Below are 25915 nucleotides of genomic sequence, written 5' to 3' on the forward strand. Positions count from 1 at the left end.
CCGTCAGTCGCCGAGTACCTGACGCAAGTATTCGTTGTCGAACACACGATTCGCGTCGTACTTGTCTCTCACGGCGACAAAGTCGTCGAGTCGGTCGTACGTAGGACGCAGGTCGTCGACGGTCCGGTTGTGCATTTTTCCCCAATGCGGCCGGCCGTCGACGGCGCGGGCGATGGCTTCCACTGCGGCGAAGTATTCGGTTTCGGGTCGTCGGTGGTACTGGTGTACGGCGATGTATGCGGTGTCGCGTCCGTGAGCAGTCGAGAGCCAGAGGTCGTCGGCGGCAGCAAAACGTACTTCGACGGGGAACGCGACGTTAGTTCCGGACTTCTTCATCCAGCGGTCGATTTCGTGGAGTGTCTCGGTGACGTGTTCGCGGGGAATCGCGTATTCCATCTCCTTGAACTTCACCCGGCGCGAAGACGCGAATACTCGGTAGCTGCGATCGGTGAACTCCCGGGCGCCGAGCAATCGAGACGACACGTTGTTGATTCTCGGGATCGCGGCCGGTGCCAGGGTGGCAACGCGGTTGACACCTTCGAAGAGTGTGTTCGAGAGGAGTTCGTCGTCGACGAACGCGCGGACCTTGCCCACTGGATCGGGTTCGGTATCTCCGGGCAGTCGCGTATTGCTCTTCGTCAGGACACGGTCGGTGTGCGGAAACCAGTAGAACTCGAAGTGGTCCAAGCCCAGACGATCGCTCTCGAGGGTGTCCAGTATGTGAGACAGCGTGTCGGGTTCCTCGATTGCGCGAAGTGTGAATCGCGGGACGCAGGCGAGAGTGATCTTCGAAATGATGCCGATTGCGCCCAATCCGAGGCGGCCTGCTTCGAACAATTCGACGTTTTCGTCTGCGCTTGCGGTAACGACGGATCCGTCGGCGAGAACGATCTCGATTCCGCGAATCTGTGTGGCGATACCGCCGAATCGTGCGCCGGTGCCGTGTGTGCCGGTGGACGTCGCGCCGGCCAGTGACTGGACGTCGATGTCGCCGAGATTGGCCATCGCATATCCGCGTTGCCACAAGGCGTCGTTGAGAGCATGAAGGCGAGTGCCTGCAAAAACAGTGACCAGCGCACCGTCGTCGGTCGGCGTGATCGAGTCGATTCCGCTCAAGTTGTCCAGGCTGACGAGGACACCGTCGGTGACCGCGACACCGGTGAACGAATGGCCGGCGCCGACGGCCTTCACGCGTTGGCCGCGCGCCGCGGCCTCGGCGACCAACGACGAAAGTTCACGGGTATTTGTCGGCGTCGCAAAGCGACGCGGCGCGGCACTTTGAGTGCCCGCCCAGTTCTGCCAAGTGTCCGAAGCCATTACGCAATAATGTACTTGGACGGTCGTCCAGGCAAGTATTGCGCGAAGATTTTGTCATTTGCGTTCTACGATCATTGGATGCTGAACAGGCTTCCGGCGGACGAACGCCGCACACAATTGGTCGAGTCCGCTTTGTCTATTGCGGAACAGCGCGGTGTCAGTTCTGTGACGGTAAGGGCGGTGGCAGAGGAGGCCGGCGTATCGCTCGGCGTCGTTCATTACTGCTTCGAGAGCAAGGAAGCGCTGATCGCGGCAATGGGTGAAACGCTCATTCTGCAGCTCAGTGCGTCGATGCAGTATGCGTTCGCGCAGGTCCGCCATGCGCCGGATCTCAGTGGCGTGCAGGGGCTCAGGGAATTGCTGCATATCGGCCTGACCGGAATGTGGCCGACCATCGAAGCAACCCCGGATCGCCAGTTGTTGACCTACGAAATTACCGCGCAGGCACTGCGTAGTCGCAATCTCGGAGCCGAACGTGCTGGGGCAGTTGCATTTGAGCAGTACCGAATCATGGATGAGCTCGCGGTGTCGTTTCTCGAAGAGTGCGCCAAGATATCGGGCACGGTGTGGACGGAGCCGTTGAGTTCGATTGCGCGACTGAGTCTTGCAATGATCGACGGCCTTGTTCTGCGTTGGCTGGTTGATCGTGACTCCGACGCGACCATTGCCGAGTTCGGAGAAATGGTTCAGGTAATCGCCAATAAAGCAGTGGTCGCGCCTCAGTAGAACCGCCATCCTGGACATACGTCCAGGATTGGTGATTGACTGGTCGCACGCCGCGACGATTGGATCATCTGTGACCAGGACCCTCGATCGACTCACTGCTGCCACGCGAGAACTCGACCCGCCTCTGGCTGCTCTGGATCTGACCACACTGCGCAGTAATGCAGCCGACCTGGTGCGCCGCGCCGGTGGAACCCCGGTGCGAGTGGCGAGCAAATCGGTTCGTTGTCGTACGGTTCTGACTGAAACTCTCGGTGACACACTGACTGCATCCGGCGGGTTCCGCGGAATCATGGCGTACTCACTGCGCGAGGCTCTGTGGCTGGTCGGGCTCGGCGCACGGGACATCCTGATGGGATACCCGACCGCCGATCGTGGCGCCATCGCGGATCTCGCTGCCGATGACACCGCCCTCCAATCGATCACCTTGATGGTCGACGACGATGCGCAGTTGGATCTCATTCGTTCGGCGTCGACGGGAGATGCGCCTGTCCGGGTGTGTCTCGACGTCGATGCGTCACTTCGGATCGGTCCGATTCATCTAGGCGTACGACGCTCGCCGCTGCGCGAACCTGCCGCGGTCGCCGCACTCGCGGCGCGTGCTCGTCAGCGCGGATTCTCCGTCGTCGGCGTGATGTTCTACGAAGCCCAGATCGCCGGCCTCCCGGACACCAGCGCTCCGATCGGTTGGGTCAAGAAGGCCTCTGCCCGCGAACTGGCGTCCAGAAGGGGCGCTGTGGTCGCGGCCGTCACCGATGCCGTGGGTGCACTCGAGATCGTCAACAGCGGCGGTACGGGGTCGCTGGAGGTCAGCTCGGCCGATCCTGTGGTGACCGAGGTAACAGCAGGCTCCGGACTGTACGTACCGACCCTGTTCGACCGCTACCGTGCCTTCCGTCCCGATCCGGCGCTGTTCTTCGCACTGTCGGCCGTGCGCAAGCCGACGCCGTCGGTCACGACCCTTTTCGGCGGCGGATACATCGCGTCGGGACCTGCCGGAGCCACCCGCGTTCCGTCACCGGTCTGGCCCGCTGGTCTCAAACTGCTCCGCAACGAAGGAGCCGGCGAAGTCCAGACACCGGTCACCGGGAAGGAAGCCGGAAACATCGCGATCGGCGACCGCGTATGGTTCCGTCACGCCAAAGCCGGCGAGCTGTGCGAGCGCTTCGACCGCGTGTATGTGGTCGAAGCCGACGGCACCCGAACCTCGGTTCCCACCTACCGCGGCGAAGGGCAGTGTTTCGGGTAGGACAGTGCTTCGGGTAAGGCAGTGTTTCGGGTAGGGCAGCGTTTGGCTGTGAAAATATTCGGCTAGCTCGTCAACCTCATGAACGCGCCCAGCTCCACCAATCCTGCGGGCGTGCTCGGCATGTACTGCGTCAACGCGTGTGATCGGACGATGATCGCGCACCACTTGCCGCGGGAGACAGCAACATTGAGGCGGTTCCGCGACAGGAGGAACGACATTCCTCGCGGGACGTCCTCGACGGCAGATGCGGCCATCGACACGATTGCCACCGCGGCCTCGCGGCCCTGGAACTTGTCGACGGTCCCGACCTCGACCTCCGTGAGACCGGCTTCGGTGAGATCGCGCTCGACGGTACCGACCTGGGCGTTGTATGCCGCGACCACGAGGATGTCCGACTGCTCCAGGGGCCGGGTTCCCTCGAACTCGCTCGGATCGGTCCATGGCGTACCGAGAAGGCCCTGGATCTGGCGAACGATTTCCTGGGACTCTTCCGGGGAGTACGTGGAATTGCCGCGGTGATCGACGAACACTGTGTGCACTCCGGCAGCGAGTCCGTCGAGTTTCCTTGCCGCACTCACGGTTTCCTGAGAATGGAGCTTGCCCTCGTACGACAGTGCGGACACGGGCGCACACAGATCCGGGTGCATCCGCCAAGTCTTCTCGAGGAAGTAGCCGAGTTCGGGTGGCAGTGCGCCGTGTCCCTCGGCGAGCCAACCGAGCGCCGATTCGTCGACAGGTTCGGGGTGAGTACCTTGGCTTACCTGCGGCAACTGCTGCGGATCGCCCAGCAGCAACAGGTTTCGCGCGGAAATCGCGACGGCAATGGTGTTGGCGAGCGCGAACTGGCCCGCCTCGTCGACCACGAGCAGGTCCAAGCTGCCCGCTGGAACACGATCGGTGTTCGCGAAGTCCCACGCAGTGCCGCCGATGACGCAGCCGACGCCTTCGGCCTCGGCGATGAATCCCGCATATTCTTCGGATGCGATGTCCTGCCATTCTGCGGTCTTGCTGCGGCTGCCCTTCTTCGCGACCAGTGCAGGGTCCACGCCGGCCTTCAGAATGCCGCCGAGCATGTTCTCGACCACCGAATGTGACTGAGCCACGACTCCGATTCGCCACTGATGTTGTTCGATCAGTGTCTTGACGACACGAGCACCCGTGTAGGTCTTGCCCGTACCAGGGGGACCCTGTACTGCCACGTAGGAATCATCGAGGTCGAGAAGTGCGGCGGTGATGGCGTCCGCGTAGTTGTTGTCGGTGCCGACGGGCGGGAGCGGTGAACCCGAGCGTGTCCTCGGGGTGCTGCGCCGGAGAATGTCGACCGCTGCTACGGGTGGCAGTTCGGGCAGGATCTCGCTGGCGCCGGATGCGGCAGCGGCGATGGACTTCTCCATGCGTCCGGTGGGAATCGGACGTCCAGGTGCCAATGCGACTGGGGCATCGAGGTATTCGTCACCGCCGAGCAGTTCTTCGACGGTGACCACGTCGAGTCCTTCGGACTTGACCACGGCCGTGACCTTGACGCTGCTGGTGCCGCGTTGGGTGGGGTTCTCGCTTGCAACAGCATCGGGGGAGGGGGTTGCGTAGAGAGCGAACAGATCACTGCCCGGGCTCAAAGACGTTCCGGTGCCGAAACTTCCGGTCAGCTGAATGTGTCGACGGAACTTCTTCTGACGTGGGGTGCTCTTGTGCCAGTCCGCCTCGATTTCGGACTGTTCGACCACCATGACGTCGCGGATGTCCACCAGGTCTTCGATCGGTGTGACCAATCGGTCGAAGTGGGCCCACCAGTACGGCTTCCGCTCACGATTGTGGTACCCCACCGCAGCAGCCAGTAGAGCAGCTGCCTGCTGATCGGGGGTACGCGCCGAACCTGCCTTGTGTCCTGCGAATTCGCGGAGTGCGATCTCCGATTCGGTGAGCTCCTCGAGTGGAATCTTGATCTGCCCGGTCGGCTCACGAAGTTCGACGCCGTGTTCTGCGGCGCGCTCGGCAAGCCAATCGCGCAGGCGCAGAGTGGATTCGCAGTCGTACTCGTTGTAGTCGGAGATGCCCTGAAGAAGTTCCCTGGCCTGGTCGGCTTGTCCGCCGTCGCGCAATTGGCAGTAGTCGGCATAAGCGACAACCGAAGCGGCGGCATTGGTCACGTCGCCGTCGCGGCCGTGCTCACCCATGTAGAGCGGCTCGAGTTTCTTGATGCTGTACGAGCGTTGTCCGATCCGCAGGCAGGCACGGACGATCGGGTACAGGTCCACGAGCACGTTCTCGCTGAGCAGCGTGTCCACCGTTTGCTCGCCGACACCGTGACGTGCGGCCAAGCGCAACAGCGCCGATTTCTCGTACGCGGCGTAGTGATAGATGTGCATGCCGGGGTGAGCTTCTCGGCGCGCGGTGACGTAGTCGAGGAAGTCGAGGAGTGCCTGGCGTTCACCGTCGCGATCGTGTGCCCAGAACGGCTTGAACACGTAGTCGTCCGCCGGCCCTTCGACCACACCGAAAAGGTATTCCAACCCCCAGTCGGTGGATCCGTCCTCGGCCCATAGGGGATCGCCCTCGAAGTCGAAGAAGATGTCGCCGTCGTCGGGGACGGGTAGTCCGCCGAGTGCCGAGGGTTCGTAGACCTCGAATTCGGCGTTGCCGGATTGTTCCTGACGAAGTTGAACCGCTGCCTGTGCACGGAGTTTGTCGAGTGTTTCCCGTCGAATTCCCTCGACAGGGCCGGTGCTCGCGGCGAGTTCGTCAATTGTCGTGATCCCCGAGACGATCAGTTGTTCACGCTGATTGCCGCGGACGCCCGCAACCAGCAGCAGGTCCCGATGACTTTCGACTTCGACGCTGCAGGTGTTGCATCGACCACAACGCAGGTACCGATCGTCGAGCCACTGTGTCGGTTTCCCCTCGGCGCGGTGCTCGTCGAGGACTCGTTCGAGTTCAGCTCTGCGTGCTGCGAATACCGGCGCGATGTCTCCGATGTCGTGCGACGACGTGCTGCCGTCGCCGAGCAGTAGATGAACCTGATCGGAGGCGGCAATTGCATTGCGCTCCAACGCATCCGCGTATGCGGCGAGTTGTAGAAGTGCCGACACCTTGGCGTGCCGGGAGAGCTTGCTGTCGTAGACCGCGTAGGTGTCGCCTTCGCGGACGAGGAAATCGCAGAACCCGAGGAATCGGCCGTCGAAAAAGGTTCCCTGATAGATGACGGGCGCGCCCGATCGTGCTGCCTCGACGGTGGCCAACGTGGCAGCGGTCAGGCCTGCGCGTGAGTGTTCCGGTCGCGGCATGACGACGACGCCGTCTCCGTGTTGATCGATGAACTTCTGAAGCTGTTCGCGCTCGTGCGAGTCGCCGAGGCTCGACGTCCGCTCGAGCATCGGATCTGCCTCGACCGCCTCGGCTGAGATCAGACCGGTGCGGGCGTCGAGTTGCCGCAACAGTGCGAACTCGCACGAGGCCGCGGCCGAGAGGTCACTGGCGCTGTAGACGATCTGATCATCGAGTAGGAACACACGGAGATTGTGCCATCGCTCACCGACAAGGCAACCCACCAGTAATCGCCCACCGCCCGCGGATACCCGTAGGAGAGTGCAGAATGACGAGCATGCCCTTCTTCGACGGACGAACCGGTCAGGTGCACTTTCGGCATTGGCCGGCGGCAGGGGGCGCAGTGCCCACTGTGTCTTTGGTCTTTCTGCACGGCCTCGGTCAGCACAGCGGGCAGTATCACCGTTTCGCGGGCGCAATGACGGCGTCGGGGATCGACGTGTGGGCGATCGATCACACCGGACACGGCTTGTCGGAGGGTGATCCGGGAGTCGGGGCTCCGCTCTCCGATCTTGCTGCAGATGCAGCCGCGCTGGCTGACATCGCCTTGGCGGAACTGCCCGAAGTTCCGCAGGCGGTGATGGGTCATTCGTTAGGTGCTGTGACTGCGCTGACGGTGCTGGCTCATCGCGATCACGAATTCGCGTCCGCCGTGTTGTGCGGCATTCCGCGCAGCGCGGTGGAGCAACACGGGTGGGCGGAACTCTCCGACGCGGGCATCCCAGTCCTGGTCGTTCACGGTACCGACGACCGGATCGCCCCGGTCGATCCCGTCCGGGACTGGGCGCGGACGCTGCGCAACGTCGAAATGCGCGAGTTCGAGGACGCCGGTCACGACCTGCTGCACGAGAAGGTTCACGCCAGTGTCACCAACGTCAGCCGTGAATTCCTTCTCGCGCATTCCAGGTAGTCCTCTCAGGAGAGCGCGCCGAGCACCTCTTTCGACGTGACGGGGTGCGAGAACATCGGGTAGTCGTAGGTGATCGCGTTCTCGTGTTCGGCGACCGAGGTGCCTGCCACGCAATCGGTGAGTGTGATGACCCGGTAACCGTTCTCGTATCCGGTGCGCATGGTCGATTCGACGCAGCAGTTGGTCAGGAAGCCGCCGAGAACGATCGTGCGAATTCCTTTGCTGCGCAGAATGAAATCGAGGTTGGTGCTGGCAAAAGTGTCGAGTCCGCGCTTGCCCTCGATGACGATGTCGCCGTCTTTCGGGGTGAGGTCGTCGACGATCGCAGCTCCCCAGGAACCCTTCACGAAAGCCTTGCCGTCGACGACGCCCTTGAGGATGCCGTACGGATGCGAGGTGATTTCGTTGTATCCCTCGGCGAAGGTGATCGGTGCGTGCATCACGGTGACACCTGCCGCCCGAGCCGCATCGACCAGCGCAGTGGTGTTCGCGAGGAGTCCGTTCGATTCCATGACCGGAGCGACGGCCTCGTGAAGAACACCGCCCTCGGTGGTGAAGTCGTTCTGGTACTCGATGAGCACGACGGCTGTGGTTGCTGGATCCAATTCGAGCTTGTCGGTCATGGTCGACACCTTGTCTGTTGTGGTCCGGGTCACGAATCTCCTCAATTAAACAGTTTGTCAGACAAGCAGGCAAGGGGTGGTAGCGTCGCGGCATGGATACGACTCCGTTGTCGCGCATGCCGCTCAGCCTTGCCGTGTCGGGAAGAATCCGTGCTGCCATACTCGACGGCTCGCTTCCCGTCGGCGAGGCGTTGCCGACCGAACAGGAACTCGCGCAGACGTTTTCGGTGGGACGATCGACGGTCCGCGAGGCACTTCGTGTCCTGCAAGCACAGGGATTGTTGACCGGCGCGGACACCACCTCTACTGCCAGGCCTCGGGTGACGCACGAGCACACCGCCGATTCTGCGGCCACCGCTCTCAGTACGGCACTGCAAGTGGGCGCGGTTCCGCTCGGCGATCTTGTCGAATTGCGAGTGCTGCTCGAAGCTGCTGCGCTACGAACCGTCGCCGCCGTGCCAGAGGACGCCCGGGCTGCGATCGAGCGAATGCGCATCGCAACCCGGGCCGACGACTCGGTCGCATTCCACGACGCCGACGTCGACTTTCACGTTGCGCTCGCCGGAGCGGGCGGAAACAAGGCGTTCGGGTTGGTCATGACGGTTCTCCGCGACAGCATCGCCGGCTACCTGCTGAGCGAACTCGACTCGCGCGAGAGCTCGGCGGCCACGCTTGGCTCACTGCTGGCCGAGCACGAGGGTATCGCCGACGCGATCGAGCGCGGCGCAGCTGACGAGGCCGCCGATTTGGTCGAGCGCCATGTGCGCGGATTCTACGAAGGACGAACGGAATGACCACGAGTATCGATCTGTTGGGCGAACGCTTGCAGAAAGCGGTGGGGGACAGGGCGACAACCGATCCCGACCGGATGGGCGCGTACGTCCGGGATCAATCACTGCTCACTGCAGCCGGAAGGCCCGCCGCGCTGGTCAAGGCGAAGACGGTCGACGACGTCGTCGCGGTTATGACAGTGGCGCACGAACTCTCCGTTCCGGTGGTGACACGAGGGGCAGGTACCGGGTTGGCCGGCGCTGCCAATGCGCTCGACGGGTGCATCGTCTTGAGCGTCGCGGGCATGGATCGCATTCTCGAGATCGATCCTGCCGCGCGCACCGCCACGGTGGAGCCCGGAGTGATCAATGGTGACCTGGCGGAAGCTGCTGCACAGCAGGGTCTTTGGTACGTACCGGATCCGGGAAGCCGGGCCATCTCGAGTATCGGCGGCAATCTGGCGACAAATGCAGGCGGCATCTGTTGCGCCAAGTACGGCGTCACCGGTGATCACGTCGCGGCCCTGACGGCGGTACTCGCCGACGGGCGTGTGGTCCGTACCGGTGCACGGACGCGCAAAAATGTTGCGGGGCTGGACCTGACACATCTGCTCGTGGGCTCGGAGGGAACGCTCGCGGTCATCGTCGAAGCCACGATGCGGTTGCGTACGGCGCCCACTGCGGCGACCACCGTCGTCGCCTTCTTCGATTCCGCGGAGTCCGCGATCGATGCCGTCCTCGCCGTGTCGGCAGTGGCCGAACCGTGTCAGATGGAGTTGATGGACGACGTCACCATCGGCGCGGTCAATCGGCTGACGAAGATGGGGTTGGACGAATCGGCCGGGGCGATGCTGCTCATCCAGTGCGACGGTAGGTCGGCGGCCGCCGAGGCAGCGGACTGCGCCGCGGCGTGCGAAAGTGCCGGGGCTCGAGAGGTTTTCCACACCGACGATCCCGTGGAAGGTGAAGAGTTCACTGCCGCCCGCCGGATGGCGTTGCCAGCTCTCGAGGCGTTGGGCACGGTACTTCTCGACGACGTCGCGGTGCCGGTGCCGGCGTTGCCGTCCATGTTGGAATGCATTCGTGAAGCGGCCGATCGCCACGGTGTCACGATCGGAACCTTCGGCCACGCCGCCGACGGCAATCTTCACCCGACCATCGTGTTCGACGCTGCCGAATCGGGAGCGCAGGATCGTGCGCGCGGAGCTTTCGACGATATCGTTGCCGGCGCACTGGCGTTGGGCGGAACGATCAGCGGTGAACACGGTATCGGGGTTCTCAAAGCGCCGTACATGGCAGATATGGTCGGCCAGACCGAACGCCAGTTGATGCTTGCGGTGAAGGCCGCATTCGATCCGAAGAGCATTCTCAATCCCGGACGGGGTATCTGAGCGCTTCGTCCGACCCTCACTCGTCGGAAATTGCGCTACCAGACGAACTTGTTGCTGCACGACGCTTTTCGAGTGACGATGGCCGTCATGAAGCTGCTGATGCTCGGAGGAACACGGTTCCTCGGCCGTGCCCTCGTCGACGACGCCCTGGCGCGGGGCTGGGAAGTGACAGTGCTCCATCGGGGGCTCACCGGAGCGCCACCACCTACCGCGGAGGTTCTGTTCGCGGATCGCACCGATCAGCGAGCGATGGTTGAGGCGCTCGGTGATCGTCGATGGGATTTTGTCGTCGACACCTGGTCGGGTAGCCCCCGAGTGGTCGGTGAGAATGCACGCGTCTTGCACGGTCACGTCGACCGGTACGCATACATCTCCAGTGGATCCGTCTACCAATGGGGCTTGCACGTGGACGAGGGCTCGCCGGTGGTTGCCGCATCTGCGACGTCCGATGACTACAGCGATTACGCGTCCGCCAAACGCGGGGCCGAACTCGCTGTCCTGGAATCCTTCCCGGACGCGCTGCTCGCGAGGGCAGGGTTGATCCTCGGCCCGCACGAGGACATCGGGCGGTTGCCGTGGTGGTTGCAGCGCATCGCTGAGAGCGGACGCGTCGTTGCTCCCGGAGCGCCGACCAGACCGTTGCAGTACGTCGATGCCCGCGACATCGCATCGTTTGTCCTGTCCGGACTGGCGGCCGAAATCAGCGGGACGTACGACGTCATCAGTGCGTCCGGGCACACCACTACCTCCGGGCTCCTCGAGGCGTGCGTGGACGCCACCGGTTCGGGTGCGGAGTTGGTGTGGATCGACGAGGACCGACTTGCAGCAGCGGGAGCGCAACCGTGGACACAACTGCCGTGTTGGGTCCCGCAAGAGGGCGAGTTCGCGGGTTTCCTCGAAGCCGACACTGCCAAGGCGGCGCGGGCAGGGTTGCGGTGCCGTCCCGTCGAAGACACCGTGCGCGATACCTGGGAGTGGATGCAGCGGGAAACTCTGCCGACCCAGCGGGAGGATCGTGCGGTGCACGGCCTTCCATCCGAGATCGAAAAGGAACTACTCTCCGCCGGAGAGTGAAACGAGTCTGGCCCGGTTCGCATTCGAACCGGGCCAGACTCGTGAAAGACGATCGATCAGGCGTACAGGTCGCTGATCTTGGTCTTGTGAGCTTCGTGAATGATGTTGCGCTTGAGCTTGAGCGTCGGCGTCAATTCACCGGTCTCCTGGGTGAAGTCGACCTCGAGGATCGTGTACTTCTTGATCTGCTCGGGGTTGGAGACCTTCTTGTTCGCGTCGGCAACGGCCGAGTCGATCTCGGCGATCAGGTCGGCGTTCTTCACCAGATCCGCGATCGCGGTGCCGGCGGGCAGGCCGTTGCGCTCGACCCAACCGGGCAGAGTCTCCGGATCGAGGGTGATCAGTGCACCGATGAACGGCTGACCGTCGCCGACGACGAGGCACTGGCTGATCAGAGCGTGCGCACGCAGGGAATCCTCGAGGCCTGCCGGTGCGACGTTCTTACCTCCGGCCGTGACGATGATTTCCTTCTTGCGCCCGGTGATGGAGACGTAGCCCTCGTTGTCGATCGATCCGAGGTCGCCGGTGTGGAACCAGCCGTCGACGATCGATTCGGCCGTCGCCTTGTCGTTGTGCCAGTAGCCGGCGAAGACGACCGGGCCCTGCAGGAGGAGTTCGCCGTCCTCGGCGATCCGTGCTGCATGGCCGTTGATCGGCTTGCCGACGGTGCCGACGCGCTGCGCGCTCGAGGTGTTGACGGTGATTGCGGCGCTGGTCTCGGTGAGTCCGTAGCCCTCGTAGATCGGGATGCCGACGCCGCGGAAGTAGTGGCCGAGACGCGCGCCGAGGGCGGCGCCACCGGAGACTGCACGCTCGCACTCGCCGCCCAGAGCTGCGCGCAACTTCGAGTAGACGAGCTTGTCGAATACCGCATGCTTGAGCTTGAGTGCCAGCCCGGGGCCACCCTTTTCGAGGGACTCGCTGTATTCGATGGCAGTGGCGGCAGCCTTGTCGAAGATGCTGCCCTTACCGCCGTCGACTGCCTTCTGGCGAGCCGAGTTGTACACCTTCTCGAACACGCGCGGTACCGAGAGGATGAAGTTGGGCTTGAAACCGGCGAACTGCTCGAGGAGCGTCGTCAGATCCGACGTGTGGGCGACGGTGACCTTGGCGTCGAAAGCGCCGAAGGAGATCGCTCGCGCGAATACGTGGGCGAGCGGCAGGAACATCAGCGTCTTCTTGCCGGGGACCATCGACTCCGGCATCGCCAGGCGGCAGGCGTTGGACTCGGCGTAGAAGTTGGAGTGCGTCAGCTGGACGCCCTTGGGGCGTCCGGTGGTTCCGGAGGTGTAGATCAGGGTCGCGGGCGAGGCAGCGGTGACCTGGTGACGACGAGTGTGCAGTTCTTCGTCGGTGCTTGCCGAACCGCGACTGGACAGCTCGTCGATAGCACCCGACTCGATGACCAGAACCTCGCGGAGGGCTTCTGCACCGTCGGTGACTTCCTTGTGAGTCTCCGCGTGCTTGGCCGTTTCGACGACCAGAAGTGTTGTCGCGGAATCCTCGAGGATCCACTGCGCCTGATCAGGGGAGGAGGTCTCGTAGATCGCGACGGTGCATCCGCCGGCAGTCCAGATGGCGTAGTCGAGAACGACCCACTCGTAGCGAGTTGCTGACAGGATAGCGACGCGGTCGCCGAGCTCGACGCCCGAAGCGATCAGGCCCTTGGCAACTGCGGAGACCTGCTTCGCGAATTCAGCTGCAGTGACGTCGACCCATCCACCGTTCGACGGCCTCTTGAACGGCACGAATGTGGGGTCTTCTTCGGCGTGACGGAACACGGAGTCGGCCATGGATACGTTCTCCGGAATTGAGAACGACTGTGGAACTGAGAACTCGCGCACTATTGACCCCTCCAGTGACTACTGACATTTCTGATGTGCATTGCATCACATTAGTCGTCATTTTGCACTGTCGTTACTATTCGGTAGAACTGGTCGGGCGCTGACCTGCAGTTTAGTGTGACCGCTTGTTTACAGGTACTCAGGCGACGTGTTGGAGCATGCGGCCGTGCACGGACAACCACCGGCGAATTGCGTAGTCCAATCGGTCCGGATCCACTCCGAGTTGCTCTGCAGTAGCTGCAAGGATCTCCGAGGTGTCTCCTGGCAACTCGGTGGTGCCGAGTGTTGCGCTGATGAACGTGTCGGCAGCGGTACCCAGATCGGTGTGTGGAATTCCGGCCAACATCAACAGGTGTGCCCAGGTCACTTCGGAACCGTCTCCGCAGGCGTCCACCCAGGCAAGGTGAACCGCGTCGAGAGCGTTGTCGGAATCGGCAGCAGAGAGCAGGTCCTCGACGCTGTTGATCCGCAAGTGATGGAGTTTTTCGGCGACCTGTTGGATGTGACGTGCCTCGATCGGGACACCCGTCGCCGTGTAGCGACGCTTGTACGAGCCGATCTTGCCTGCCCACTGGTCCGAACTCCCGGCTTCCTCGAAGGTGCGGAGTAGTTCGCGTGCGCCGTCCGTGACGGGTTTGTCTTCGCGGGCTTTCCGGTAGGCCAGGTAGCGATCTACGACGGTCACTTCGCTGTGGCCCGACGTGGACTGAACGGATTCGATGATGCACAGGGCGAGGCTCTGTCGATAAGCGTCTGACGCAACCCAGGCGGAAGGGTCGCCCAGGCGGTCACGGCACGCAGCTGCGACGGCGTCGACGGTATCGGTCGAGATGGTCACGGTTCCTCCAGAAAGCCGAATTCTTTTTGTTCCATTTGGGCTATCGGCACCGAGGAGCGAAATGTTGCACACATCACAAATTCTCAGAGATCTCTTGGACTGCGCTCAGGCTGGAGGGGTGTCCTCTCAGGCGAGGAAGGTCAGCACTTCGTCGTCGCTGAGTTGATGAAAGTCCTCGAATGCAGCACCGACGCCGCCCAGCAGGGCAGGAACGAAGGGACAGACGACCCGATCAGCTGAGCACGCGATCACTCTCATTGCTTCAGGGGAGGCAACTGGGACAGCGACGATGACGGAGGCAGCACCCGCGGTGCGCGCGCAGCGGCAGGCAACGGCGGCACTCGCACCCGTGGCCATTCCGTCGTCGACGATCACTGCGGTGCGTCCGTGGAGGGAAACCGGGGTCCGTCCCTCGCGCAGGAGCCGCGCTCGCCGTTCCAATTCGGTTCGTTCGTCGCGTTCGACAGCGACGAGTTCACTTTTCGAGACGCGAACCGCTGCGATGACGTCGTGATTGAGGACCCGCACGCCACCCTCACCGATGGCGCCCATCGCCAGTTCCGGGTTGTACGGACTGCCGAGCTTGCGCACCACCACGATGTCCAGCGGAGCGTTCAGTGCCGCAGCCACCTCGGCTGCGACCGGTACTCCGCCGCGTGGGAGTCCGAGAACGACAGGCTTGTCGAGACGCAAAGACTCGAGCCGCCCGGCCAGAAATTTGCCGGCGGAAGATCGATCCCGATACTGGGTCACTGCGTTGTCCTCGAGAAGCACGAACCCCGACCTGTTCGACGCTACCCGCTGCAGGTCACCGCGACGAGACTGTGAACCTCCGCAGCGCGAGAGCTGGATTCTTCTCGCGTACTTCGGCGATGCGAGCGGCCGAAACAGTCGCGGCGGCAACCCCGACCTGCTCGCCCAGTGAACACATCACGACGCCCATCGGGTCGACGATCATGCTGGCACCTGCGCCGCCGCGCGCGCTCTGGTCAGCCGCTGCGATGTACATCGTGTTCTCGATGGCCCGGGCGCGTACGAGAGTGGTCCAGTGGTCTTCCTTGAGTGGCCCGGGCACCCACTGGGCGGGCAGGAGCAGGATGTCCGCGCCGACGTCGACGATGCGCCGGGTGACTTCCGGGAAGCGCAGGTCGTAGCAGGTCTGGAGGCCGAAGGTCAGGCCGTCGCACCCGAAAGTCTGCGGTTCCGTGATGTCGCCGGCACGGATCACGGCCGACTCCTGGTAGCCGAATGCGTCGTAGAGATGCAGCTTCCGGTAGGTCGCCACCAGTTCGCCGTTCGGGTCCATCGCGACGAGGGTGTTGGAGATTCTGCTCACGTCGTCGATCCGCTCGTTCATTCCCGCTACGAGGAAGATTCCGAACTCCGCGGCGACCGCCGCCAGTGCCGAACCGAATTCGCCGTCCAGGTCCTCCGCGGACTCGATCAGTCGTTCATCCGTCTTCGGTGCGGTGAACATCGAGTATTCCGGCGCCACGACAACTTTCGCGCCCCGTGCTGCTGCATCGGAAGCCAGTGATCGCAGTGATTCGAGGTTGGCTTTCTTGTCCGTCCCCGGGGCGAATTGGGCAATCGCGACAACGGTCTGGGCGGGGGTGGCAACGGTGGCTTCGGTCATGCTCCATACGCTAGGCGAAACCCGCTGGGAGGGTGGATCTGTCGTAAATGCACCCCCGGTATGTCGTCGTGTCTATACTCTATCCGCTAAACTGCTGGTCAAATGAGTGATATTGAGCGTGACCCCGAACCCCCAACATTTGCCGACCTCGACATCGATGATCGGGTACTGAAGGCACTGTCAGACGTGGGCTACGAGTCGCCCTCGCCCATTCAGGCTGCCACCATTCCGCCGCTGCTCGAAGGCAAGGACGTCGTCGGTCTCGCACAGACCGGTACCGGCAAGACCGCAGCCTTCGCAGTTCCAGTCCTGTCGCGGATCGACACGTCGATCAAGCAGACCCAGGCGCTGGTGCTTGCTCCCACGCGTGAGCTGGCGCTTCAGGTTGCCGAGGCATTCGGCAAGTACTCCGCGCACATCCCCGGACTCAACGTGCTGCCGATCTACGGTGGCCAGAGCTACGGCGTCCAGCTGTCGGGCCTGCGCCGCGGCGCACACGTCGTCGTCGGTACCCCGGGTCGTGTCATCGACCATCTCGAAAAGGGCACCCTGGATCTGACCAATCTCAAGTACCTCGTTCTCGACGAGGCCGACGAGATGCTCAAGATGGGGTTCCAGGAGGACGTCGAGCGCATCCTCCGCGACACCCCCGGCGACAAGCAGGTCGCCCTGTTCTCCGCAACGATGCCCGGCTCGATTCGCCGGATCTCGAAGCAGTACCTGAACAATCCGGTCGAGATCACCGTCAAGTCCAAGACGTCGACCGCCTCGAACATCACGCAGCGCTACATTCAGGTTGCTCATCAGCGCAAGCTCGATGCACTGACCCGAGTCCTCGAGGTCGAGGCATTCGAGGCGATGATCATCTTCGTCCGTACCAAGCAGGCCACCGAAGACCTGGCGGAGAAGCTGCGGGCCCGCGGGCACTCGGCTGCCGCGATCAACGGCGACATCGTCCAGGCACAGCGTGAGCGGACCATCGGTCAGCTCAAGAACGGCGCCCTCGACATTCTTGTCGCGACCGACGTTGCCGCTCGAGGCCTCGACGTCGATCGAATCTCCCACGTCGTCAACTACGACATCCCGCATGACACGGAGTCGTACGTTCACCGCATCGGTCGTACCGGCCGCGCCGGTCGTCAGGGTGACGCGTTGCTGTTCGTCGCTCCGCGTGAGCGTCATCTGCTCAAGTCCATCGAGAAGGCGACGCGTCAGCCGCTTGCGGAGATGCAGCTTCCCAGTGTCGACGACGTCAACGCCCAGCGCGTGGCCAAGTTCGGTGACTCCATCACGGAGAGCCTGGCCTCGGAGAATCTCGCGATGTTCCGCAAGATGATCGAGGACTACGACCAGGAACACGATGTTCCGCTCATCGACATCGCTGCCGCTCTGGCATTGCAGTCGCGCGACGGCGAAGCATTCTTGCTTTCTCCCGAGCCGCCGGCACCGCCGCGCCGTGAGCGCGAGCCGCGTGAACCGCGTCCCCCTCGTCGTTTCGACGACGGCCCGGCTCCTCGCTCGCGTGGACCCGAGGGCCAGGAGTTGGCTGCATACCGCATTGCAGTCGGCAAGCGTCACCGCGTCGTTCCGGGTGCCATCGTCGGTGCCATCGCCAACGAGGGTGGACTTCGTCGAAGCGACTTCGGGCACATCAGCATTCGCCCGGATCACAGCATCGTCGAGCTGCCGGCCGACCTCTCCAACGAGACTCTCGAAGCTTTGCGTCGCACACGCATCTCCGGCGTCCTGATCCAGCTGCAGCCTGATTTCGGCCCGCCGCAGGGACGTCCGAGTGGCCGTGGCGACCGTGGTGGCCGGGACGATCGCGGTGGACGTGACGACCGCCGCGGTGGCGGACGCGATCGCTACAACGACTGACCTACAGCTTCAACGACTGACATAAAGACTGAAACAGGCGCTGCCCTCCGCGAGGAGGACAGCGCCTGTTTTCTGTGTGGGGGGCAAGGCGCTGCGCGGTATCAGATCGGCGTCGGTGCGAGGGCGCCGTTCTTCCGGGCGTTGGTGTCGAACTGCGTGCGGTACAACTCGGCGTAGCGGCCACCGTGCGCGAGCAGTTCCTCATGGTTGCCGCGCTCGACGATGTGGCCTGCTTCGACGACAAGGATCAGGTCGGCGGAACGGATCGTCGACAACCGGTGAGCGATCACCACCGCAGTCCGTCCGGCGAGTGCTTCGCCGAGTGCTTCCTGAACCGCGGCTTCCGACGTCGAGTCGAGATGCGCGGTGGCCTCGTCCAGGATGACGACGCGAGGCTGGGCCAGGAGCAGTCGTGCGATGGTCAGGCGTTGACGCTCGCCGCCCGAGAGGCGGTAACCGCGTTCACCCACCACGGTCTCCAGTCCGTCGGGCAGCGACGCAACCAGGTCGGTGAGCCGTGCTCGCTCCAGAACCTCGCGCAGATCTTCTTCGGTGGCATCCGGTCGCGCAAGGAGCAGGTTGGATCGAAGGCTCTCGTGGAACAGGTGCCCGTCCTGCGTGACCATGCCGACGGTCTCGCGGATGGAATCGGCACTGAGGTCGCGGACGTCGACGCCGCCCAACTCGACCGAACCGGAGTCGATGTCGTAGAGGCGCGGAATCATCTGCGCCACGGTCGACTTTCCGGCGCCGGACGTGCCGACCAGGGCGACCATCTGCCCTGCTTCCGTGCGGAAAGACAGGTCGTGCAACACGTCCTCGCCGCCGCGGGTGTCGAGGATCGCGACTTCCTCCAGAGAAGCTAGTGACACCTTGTCGGCAGACGGGTAAGCAAAAGTGACGTTCTTGAACTCGACGGACACCGGGCCCTGCGGCACCGTGCGTGCATCGGGCTTCTCGGTGATGAGCGGCGCCAGATCGAGAATCTCGAATACCCGCTCGAAGCTGACCAGGGCGCTCATGACATCGACCCGGGCGCTGGCCAGTGCGGTCAACGGCGAGTACAGCCGCGTCAACAACAATGCCATCGCCACGACGGCGCCTGCGTCCAACTGTCCGCGCAGCGCGTAGAAGCCGCCGAGTCCGTAGACGAGGGCAAGAGCAAGGGCCGAGACCAGCGTCAGTGCTGTGACGAAGACGGACTGCAGCATTGCGGTCCGGACTCCGATGTTGCGCACACGCCTGGCGCGAACCGCGAACTCCGCCGACTCTTGCGACGGGCGGCCGAACAGCTTGACCAGAGTCGCGCCGGGAGCGGAGAACCGCTCCGTCATCTGGGTGCTCATGAGCGAATTATGGTTGGCTGCTTCACGATTGAGTGCTGCAAGTTTTGCGCCCATGCGCCGTGCGGGGATGACGAAGATCGGGAGAAGTAGCAGCGCGAGGACGGTGATCTGCCAGGAGATCCCGAGCATGACGATCAGCGTGATCACCAGGGTGACCAGGTTGCTGACCACTCCGGACAAGGTGTCGCTGAAGGCGCGCTGAGCGCCGATGACGTCGTTGTTGAGACGGCTGACCAGTGCTCCGGTTCGAGTTCTGGTGAAGAACGCGATGGGCATCTTCTGGACGTGATCGAAGACGGTGGTGCGCAGATGCAGGATCAGGTCTTCGCCGATGCTGGCCGAGAGCCACCGGGTCAACAGTCCCAGAGCGGCTTCGAGAAGTGCTACCAGTGCGATCAGGGCGGCAAGTTTGACGACCACGTCGACGGCGTCGCCGCCGACTATCGCGTTGACCACGCGCCCGGCCAGGACGGGTGTTGCCACGGCAAGCGCAGCAGTGACAACACTGAGTACGAGGTACCAGCTGAGGTTGCGTTTCTGTGGAACTGCGAACGTCGCGATCCGCTTCAGTGTCGCCTTCGAGAACGGGCGCCGATCTTCTTGCGCGTGCATCGCGTTGTACATCGCGTTCCACGCGGTGACTTCCATACTCATGACTTCGCCCCTCCGGTCGCCGGCCACGAAGATTACGTGGCCGGTACGACACGAAGGTAGAACCTCAACCAAACTTCAGGTCAAGTGCGGCCTCAGCGGGCCACGTCGACCACCACGCGCGGAGGGTCGCTGAGCGTCGTGACCGTGAACGGCTGCTTTTCGGTCACGCCGATGAACGACTGCGTGACTCCCTCGAAGACGTTGGACCCGTTGACCTCGGTCACGACTCCGCCGACACCGGGGACCGGGTTGGGGCCGGAGTACTGCTCGACTCCGCTGTCGAAGGGATAGGCGGAACCGTCGATCAGGACCTGGATCACTGCGGCACCCTTGATGTCCACGGGCTTACCGCTGCCTTCCTGCGTCGCCGCGTCGACGTACTTGACGCGCCATCCGGGTGTGCCGGTTCCGCCCATTTCGTAGACGACACGATCGAATCCGTCGTGCTCGCCCACTCGGATGTCGACGACGGTGAGCTTGGATTCGGTGCCCGCAGCCGACGTCTTGTCGGAGCTGTCCGTCGGGACTGGTTCTGTGGTCGACGCTGCTGCACTCGAGGTCGAGGTGACGGCCGAGGTGGCTGCCGTGGGAGTGGTCTCCGCGTCCTGCGAACAGGCAGTCAGGCTCACGCCCACTGCGATGGCAGCGACAGCGGCAAATGATCTCGTCCGGTTCGTTGTCATGACTCGATCGTAGGGCTCGTGTTATCGGGATCCGCGGCGGCGGTGCCCGGAGTTACCTAACCGATATCGCCGTCGACGTAGAGCCACTTACCCTCTGTTCGCGCAAATCGACTGCGTTCGTGGAGCATTCCCCGCTCGCGCCCGAATGTGTAGTGAGCGCGAAATTCCACGACGCCGTCGGAATCGAACAGCCCGCCCCGTTCGGTGTCCAGGATCTCCAACCGGAGCCATGTCTGGTCGGGGTCGAGATCGAGTTCGGTGGGGCGATGGTCGGGATGCCAAGTCTGCGTGAGATATTCGTCGTCCATCACAGCGAAGGCCGTGTAACGCGAACGCATCAGGGTTTCGGCAGTCGGTGCGTGCGCTTCACCGCTGATGTACTTTCCGCAGCATTCGGCCAACGCGTTGCCGCTGCCGCACGGGCACGGATCGGTCGGATTGGGTGTGGTGGGGCGGCGCGAAGTCACCGCCCCATTACAGCACGCGAACTCAGACCAGTTTGTGTTCGCGGTTGTCCCAGTACGGTTTGCGGAGGTCGCGCTTGAGGATCTTTCCGGTGGGATTGCGGGGAAGGATCTCGACGACGTCGATACTGGTCGGGCACTTGAACTTTGCGAGGCGTTCCTGTGTGTAGGTGATCAGTTCGGCTTCGTCGATCTGCGCTTCGGCAGTGAGAACCACGACTGCCTTGACGGTTTCACCCCAACGGTCGTCGGGAACGCCGATGACCGCGACCTCGGCGATTGCCGGATGCTCCACCAGTACTCGTTCGATCTCGGGGGAGTAGACGTTCTCGCCGCCGGTGATGATCATGTCCTTGAGGCGGTCCTCGATGAAGACGAAGCCGTCGGAGTCGGCGCGGCCCATGTCGCCGCTACGCAGCCACCCATCTGCGGTAATCGTTTCGGCCGTCGCCTCGGGCTTGCCCAGGTATCCGGGGGTGCACTGTTCGGATCGCCACCACAGTTCGCCGGTCGTTCCGGTGGGCACGTCCTCGAGCGTGACGGGGTCCACCACACGCATCTCGACGCCGGGGATCGCCGTGCCTGCTGATGCCATGCGCTCGACCTGCGACTCGTCGCGGTGAACGTCCGGCATCAACGCGGTAATGACACCTGCCATTTCGGTCATGCCGTAGACCTGGACGAATTCGGTGTCCGGCCAAGCCGCGAGTGCTGCTCGCAACAACGGAAGGGGCATGGGGGCGGCGCCGTAGGTAATGCGTTTGAATGCCTTGAAGGCGGCGACGGCCTGCTCGCCTGCGGCCAGGACTCCGGCAATGACCGGTGGGACGAGAAAGGCGATGTTGGCTCCGGCGGCGAGACCGGCGAAGATCGACGGTCCGTCGGCTTCTCTCGTGAAGTAACAGCGCCCACCGGTGTGAATTGCCATGATGGCGTAGCACGTTCCGCCGACGTGAAACATCGGCATCGCGATCAAGAATCGGTGATCCTCGTGGGCCGGCAGGATTTCGAGCACATTGTTGCTGTGCGCGAACAGGTTTCGATGCGTGAGCTGTACGCCTTTGGGCCGACCGGTCGTCCCGGAACTGTAGAGAACCAGAGCGGTGGCATCGGGGCTCACCTCGGGGCGGGAGTGCAGCGGTGTGACCTCGTCGATCCACGGTTCGAACTCGTCGTGTTCCCCGCCGACGGCGAAGATCGATTCGACGGCCGTCAAGCGGTCGCGCATGGCGACGATCTGGGGGAGTAGTTCGCTGCCGACAAACAGAATGCGAGCGCCACAGTCCGCGAGGACGTAATCCAGCTCTTCGCCCGAAAGTCGCCAGTTGGGAATGACATTCGCGGCGCCGAGCAGTGAGGCGGCGTAGGTGACTTCGAGGCAGGACAGATGATTCTTGTCGACGAACGCGACAGTGTCGCCGGCACCGATGCCGGATTCAGCGAGGGCGGCGGCGATACGCAAGATGCGGTCTCGCCACTGGGCCCACGTGTATTCGGTCCCTTGGAAGGTCATCGCTGTTTGATCAGGCTTGACCGTCGCCCAGTGCTCTAGCCGATCGAAAATGATTCCAGCGGTGGCGTCGGACATTCGGCCGCCTCTCTCGTGTGATTGGTGTCACAAGGTTAATGTGCGCCCGGTCTTCGTATCGCTGTTTCTCGTCAATGCGCACAAGCAGAAAGAGCACATTCCCGCGACCCTGACCGGCTCGGCTGCAGATATCAGGGTGGTCCCCGATGGCGAGCGCGCCCGACACCCGACAGGATGGAACCAACCATTGCGGGCGTCCGTGTTTTCACGGGCGCCCGTCACGCCCACAAGTAGTACCGAAGTGAACAGGAAAGGCGATCATGAGTTCGCACGCCCAGGATGTCGCGGCCCGCGCAGTCGGCCTGTCCAAGACCTACGGCACCGGAGATACCCAGGTGCACGCACTCAGTTCGGTGTCCGCAGATTTCGCCCGCGGTGAGTTCACGGCGATCATGGGGCCGTCCGGTTCCGGTAAGTCGACGCTGATGCATTGCCTCGCCGGTCTGGATTCCGCAAGTTCGGGTTCCGTTCTCATCGGCGACACGGAACTCACGACGCTTTCCGACAAACAGATGACCCAATTACGACGCGATCGCATCGGTTTCGTTTTCCAGGCGTTCAACCTGGTGCCGACGCTGACGGCGCTCGAGAACATCACGTTGCCGCTTGACATCGCGGGACGCAAAGCGGACCCGACCTGGCTGAACAGCGTCCTGACCAAGCTGGGTCTCGGGGATCGCCTCGATCACCGGCCGGGAGAGCTCTCGGGTGGTCAGCAGCAGCGTGTGGCGTGTGCGCGTGCCCTGGCGGGTCAGCCGGAGATCATCTTCGGCGACGAGCCGACCGGAAACCTCGATTCGAAGTCCTCCGGGGAGGTGCTCTCGATCCTGCGGGCGGCCGTCGACGAGTTCAACCAGACCGTGGTGATCGTGACGCACGATCCGCGGGCAGCGGCGTATGCCGACCGGGTGGTGTTCCTCGCGGACGGCAAGATCGTCGACGAATTGCGCGAGCCTACGGCGGATTCGGTCCTCGACCGGATGAAGCGTCTGGACGCTCCGCAGGCGGTCGTGAACGTGGAAGCCGGGGCTTGAGCACATGGCTTCGGTAAGCAACTCGCCGATGCGCAAGGTTTCCCTGCGCAACTTGGCGGCACACAAGGTGCGACTTGCGCTGACGGTTCTCTCCGTGGTGCTTGGCACGGCTTTTGTCGCGGGGTCGTTCGTTTTCACCGACACCCTCCAGAAGACTTTCGATTCGATCTTCGAGAACACCGCCCAGGGCGTCGACGTCCGGGTATCGATGGAAGAGCGCAACACCAGTGGCGTTCCGGTCGAGGATGTCGACAAACTTGCCGCAGTCGACGGCGTCCGAGCGGTAGCCCCGGCCGTCAGTGGACAGATCGTCCTGATCAACGCAGACGGCGGCGCTGTTCAGACCGGCGGCGCGCCGAGTATCGGTCAGTCCTACCTACCGCCGGGCCAGGCGATTGCCGAACCCGACACCTTCGTCGAGGGCGCGCCTCCGACGCAGACCGGTCAGGTCGCGCTGAACACCAGCGCCGCCGAGCGAGCCGGACTGAAGGTGGGGGACTCCGCCAAGGTTCTGGCACCGGCCCGCGGAATCGTGGACGTGACGTTGTCCGGCATCTACGAGGGGGCGGGCAGTGACACCGGCGGGTTCATCGGCGCGCTCTTCACCGACGAGCAGGCCCGTGGACTCTTCACCGACGGCCAACACGTCGAGTACATCGACGTCGCGGGCGACGGGGTGTCGCAGACGGAACTGCAGCAACGCGTCGAGCAGGTTTTCCCCGATCTCAAGGTGCAGACCGGCGACCAGGTTCGTGAGGAGACCAAGGCCGAGGTCGACTCGGCGCTGAGCTTCATCAACTACTTCCTGTTGGCGTTCGGCGCGATTGCTCTGCTCGTCGGAACGTTCATCATCTACAACACCTTCTCGATGATCGTGGCGCAGCGTCTTCGTGAGCTGGCGCTGCTGCGTGCGATCGGTGCGAGCCGAGCGCAGGTCGGCCGTTCGGTGGTCACCGAGGCGCTCGTGGTCGGACTCATCGGCAGCATCATCGGTCTGCTCGGCGGTATCGGTCTCGCCTACGGATTGCGCAGTCTGCTCAACACATTCGACGTCGGTCTGCCGGAAGGCCCGCTCCAGGTGGGTGCCCGCACGATCATCGTCGCGTTGGTGGTCGGCGTCGTCGTCACGACGCTCAGCGCTTACGCCCCGGCTCGTCGTGCGTCGAAGATCCCGCCGGTAGCGGCCATGCGTGAGGAGTTCGCCTCTACCGGTGACTCACTGCGAGTGCGGACGTTGATCGGTGCGATTCTCGGCGTGATCGGTGTGGCACTGCTCGTGTTCGGCTCTCGCGGTACCGGTGGTGGGGCTGCGTTGATAGTCGGACTCGGTGCGTTCTCGTTGATCATCGCGGTTCTTCTCGGGGCTCCGGCGCTGTCGCGACCGATCGTCGGTGCGCTCGGTGCCGTGTTCGCCAAGCCGTTCGGCGCCATCGGGCGATTGGCCCGTACCAATGCGGTGCGTAATCCTCGCCGTACGGCCGCAACGGCATTCGCGCTGACTCTCGGTCTGATGCTGGTGACGGTCATCGGAGTGTTCGGTTCCTCGGCCAAGGCGAGCATCAATGCTCTTGTGGACGTGGGTGTCTCGGCCGACTACATCCTGACCGGTCCCAACGCGATCGGTGTGCCGCGAGGTGCGGCCGACGCGGTCCGGCAGGTGCCCGACGTACAGAGTGCGACGTCCTTGCACGGGGTGCGCGCGAAGGTCGACGGTGAGGACGAGCAGGGTGCTTCGTTCGACGGACCGATCGAAGGCGTGCTCGAGTACAAGATCCTCGAGGGCACGGTCGATCTGACCGGCAACAACATGCTCGTCTCGAAGTCGACTGCGGATGACAAGGGCTGGACTGTCGGCTCGACCCAGACGTTGACCGGTCCTGGCGGCGTCGAGTACCAGACCGTTGTCGCGGGAGTGTTCGAGGACAACCAGCTGATCGGCTCGTGGATCGTCTCGGACGAGGCGTACCGGAAACTGATGCCGGCCGAGAGTCTCCCGGACTTCGTGGTGCTGGTGAAGGCGAAGCCTGGTGCGGATCTGACTACGCTGCGATCCGAGCTGGAAACGGCCACGGAGAAGTACGTCGTCGTCCAGGTGCAGGATCGTGAGGAGTTCAAGGGAACTCAGGGCCAGCAGATCAACACCTTGTTGGCGATCCTCTACGGACTGCTTGCACTCGCGGTCGTGATCGCAATCCTGGGCATCATCAACACCTTGGCACTGTCGGTGGTCGAGCGGCGACGAGAAATCGGAATGCTGCGAGCTGTCGGCATGCAGCGCGGACAGATGCGACGCACGATCTACCTCGAGTCGGTGCTCATCGCGGTGTACGGCGCGGCGGTCGGAGTTGTTCTCGGCATCGCGTTCGGTTGGGCCTTCGTGAGCACTCTCGCGGATCAGGGCCTCGACAAGATCACGATCCCGTGGGGTCAGGTGGTCGGAATGCTGATCGGCTCGGGTGTGGTCGGTGTCTTGGCGGCGCTGTGGCCGGCCAACCGAGCGGCCAAGACGAAGCCGCTGGAGGCGATTGCAGACATGTAGGGCCTTCGGCCCCGTGCGCACTTTTGGTAGCGG

The 25915-nt window shown here is 63.3% G+C and carries 20 protein-coding genes; 9 read left to right on the plus strand and 11 right to left on the minus strand.

All coding sequences use genetic code 11. The features are described 5' to 3' along the window. Positions 1-3 precede the first annotated feature (3 nt). The gene (locus EEB12_RS24985) at positions 4-1317 is read right to left on the minus strand and encodes a D-arabinono-1,4-lactone oxidase (protein ID WP_019749315.1); all 1314 of its coding nucleotides are present in this window, start codon (positions 1315-1317) and stop codon (positions 4-6) included. Positions 1318-1395: 78 nt separating this feature from the next. Here EEB12_RS24985 and EEB12_RS24990 point away from each other — a divergent pair, with 78 nt between their 5' ends. Next, a complete protein-coding gene (locus EEB12_RS24990; protein WP_020908434.1) occupies positions 1396-2043 on the plus strand; it encodes a TetR/AcrR family transcriptional regulator in 648 nt (215 codons plus the stop codon). Positions 2044-2113: 70 nt separating this feature from the next. Beyond that, positions 2114-3289, plus strand: a complete 1176-nt coding sequence (locus EEB12_RS24995) for an amino acid deaminase/aldolase (protein ID WP_020970184.1) — start codon at positions 2114-2116, stop codon at positions 3287-3289. Between the two features lie 62 nt (positions 3290-3351). Here the strand turns inward: EEB12_RS24995 and EEB12_RS25000 are convergent, their stop codons facing one another. Next, positions 3352-6795, minus strand: coding sequence for a TM0106 family RecB-like putative nuclease (locus EEB12_RS25000; RefSeq protein ID WP_141488667.1), 3444 nt, complete (start codon positions 6793-6795; stop codon positions 3352-3354). 83 nt (positions 6796-6878) lie between these two features. Here EEB12_RS25000 and EEB12_RS25005 point away from each other — a divergent pair, with 83 nt between their 5' ends. Then, positions 6879-7520 carry an alpha/beta hydrolase gene (locus EEB12_RS25005; RefSeq protein WP_020970182.1) on the plus strand — a complete coding sequence of 214 codons (642 nt, stop codon included), beginning with the start codon at positions 6879-6881 and terminating at the stop codon, positions 7518-7520. 5 nt (positions 7521-7525) lie between these two features. Here the strand turns inward: EEB12_RS25005 and EEB12_RS25010 are convergent, their stop codons facing one another. Continuing rightward, entirely contained in the window at positions 7526-8143 is a 618-nt protein-coding gene (locus EEB12_RS25010; protein ID WP_021344969.1) for a cysteine hydrolase family protein, read from the minus strand. A gap of 92 nt (positions 8144-8235) precedes the next feature. Here EEB12_RS25010 and EEB12_RS25015 point away from each other — a divergent pair, with 92 nt between their 5' ends. From EEB12_RS25015 to EEB12_RS25025, 3 genes are all read left to right on the plus strand, one after another. After that, the gene (locus EEB12_RS25015) at positions 8236-8937 is read left to right on the plus strand and encodes a FadR/GntR family transcriptional regulator (RefSeq protein ID WP_020970180.1); all 702 of its coding nucleotides are present in this window, start codon (positions 8236-8238) and stop codon (positions 8935-8937) included. After that, entirely contained in the window at positions 8934-10304 is a 1371-nt protein-coding gene (locus tag EEB12_RS25020; protein ID WP_020970179.1) for an FAD-binding oxidoreductase, read from the plus strand. The genes EEB12_RS25015 and EEB12_RS25020 overlap by 4 nt, the downstream gene beginning before the upstream one ends. A gap of 87 nt (positions 10305-10391) precedes the next feature. Further along, on the plus strand, positions 10392-11378 hold the full coding sequence (locus EEB12_RS25025; RefSeq protein WP_024487773.1) for an NAD-dependent epimerase/dehydratase family protein: 987 nt from the start codon (positions 10392-10394) through the stop codon (positions 11376-11378). A gap of 56 nt (positions 11379-11434) precedes the next feature. On the opposite strand, the gene EEB12_RS25030 is transcribed toward EEB12_RS25025, so the two are convergent. From EEB12_RS25030 to EEB12_RS25045, 4 genes are all read right to left on the minus strand, one after another. Then, positions 11435-13222: an AMP-dependent synthetase/ligase gene (locus EEB12_RS25030; protein WP_141488668.1), complete on the minus strand. Its 1788-nt coding sequence runs from the start codon at positions 13220-13222 to the stop codon at positions 11435-11437. Positions 13223-13361: 139 nt separating this feature from the next. Beyond that, entirely contained in the window at positions 13362-14060 is a 699-nt protein-coding gene (locus EEB12_RS25035; protein ID WP_019749306.1) for a hypothetical protein, read from the minus strand. A 126-nt stretch (positions 14061-14186) separates the two neighbouring features. Next, entirely contained in the window at positions 14187-14813 is a 627-nt protein-coding gene (locus EEB12_RS25040; RefSeq protein ID WP_024487772.1) for a phosphoribosyltransferase, read from the minus strand. Positions 14814-14868: 55 nt separating this feature from the next. After that, positions 14869-15696 carry a carbon-nitrogen hydrolase family protein gene (locus EEB12_RS25045; RefSeq protein ID WP_020908425.1) on the minus strand — a complete coding sequence of 276 codons (828 nt, stop codon included), beginning with the start codon at positions 15694-15696 and terminating at the stop codon, positions 14869-14871. A gap of 102 nt (positions 15697-15798) precedes the next feature. Between EEB12_RS25045 and EEB12_RS25050 the strand changes: the two genes are divergently transcribed. After that, on the plus strand, positions 15799-17574 hold the full coding sequence (locus tag EEB12_RS25050) for a DEAD/DEAH box helicase (RefSeq protein ID WP_003945121.1): 1776 nt from the start codon (positions 15799-15801) through the stop codon (positions 17572-17574). A 101-nt stretch (positions 17575-17675) separates the two neighbouring features. On the opposite strand, the gene EEB12_RS25055 is transcribed toward EEB12_RS25050, so the two are convergent. The 4 genes from EEB12_RS25055 to EEB12_RS25070 all read right to left on the minus strand — a co-directional run bounded on the left by EEB12_RS25055 (position 17676) and on the right by EEB12_RS25070 (position 22309). After that, positions 17676-19574 (minus strand): ABC transporter ATP-binding protein, encoded by a 1899-nt coding sequence (locus EEB12_RS25055; RefSeq protein WP_020970176.1) that lies wholly within the window; start codon positions 19572-19574, stop codon positions 17676-17678. A gap of 92 nt (positions 19575-19666) precedes the next feature. Next, the gene (locus tag EEB12_RS25060) at positions 19667-20257 is read right to left on the minus strand and encodes a hypothetical protein (RefSeq protein ID WP_019749302.1); all 591 of its coding nucleotides are present in this window, start codon (positions 20255-20257) and stop codon (positions 19667-19669) included. Between the two features lie 56 nt (positions 20258-20313). Further along, on the minus strand, positions 20314-20724 hold the full coding sequence (locus EEB12_RS25065) for a YchJ family protein (protein WP_020970175.1): 411 nt from the start codon (positions 20722-20724) through the stop codon (positions 20314-20316). 22 nt (positions 20725-20746) lie between these two features. Beyond that, a complete protein-coding gene (locus EEB12_RS25070) occupies positions 20747-22309 on the minus strand; it encodes a long-chain-fatty-acid--CoA ligase (protein WP_020970174.1) in 1563 nt (520 codons plus the stop codon). A 260-nt stretch (positions 22310-22569) separates the two neighbouring features. On the opposite strand from EEB12_RS25070, the gene EEB12_RS25075 reads away from it, so the two are divergent. Beyond that, positions 22570-23343, plus strand: a complete 774-nt coding sequence (locus EEB12_RS25075) for an ABC transporter ATP-binding protein (protein ID WP_003945134.1) — start codon at positions 22570-22572, stop codon at positions 23341-23343. A gap of 4 nt (positions 23344-23347) precedes the next feature. Next, on the plus strand, positions 23348-25882 hold the full coding sequence (locus EEB12_RS25080; protein WP_019749299.1) for an ABC transporter permease: 2535 nt from the start codon (positions 23348-23350) through the stop codon (positions 25880-25882). Positions 25883-25915 lie beyond the last annotated feature (33 nt).

This window comes from Rhodococcus sp. WS1, from assembly GCF_003797745.1.
In the GTDB taxonomy this organism is placed as follows: domain Bacteria; phylum Actinomycetota; class Actinomycetes; order Mycobacteriales; family Mycobacteriaceae; genus Rhodococcus_F; species Rhodococcus_F erythropolis.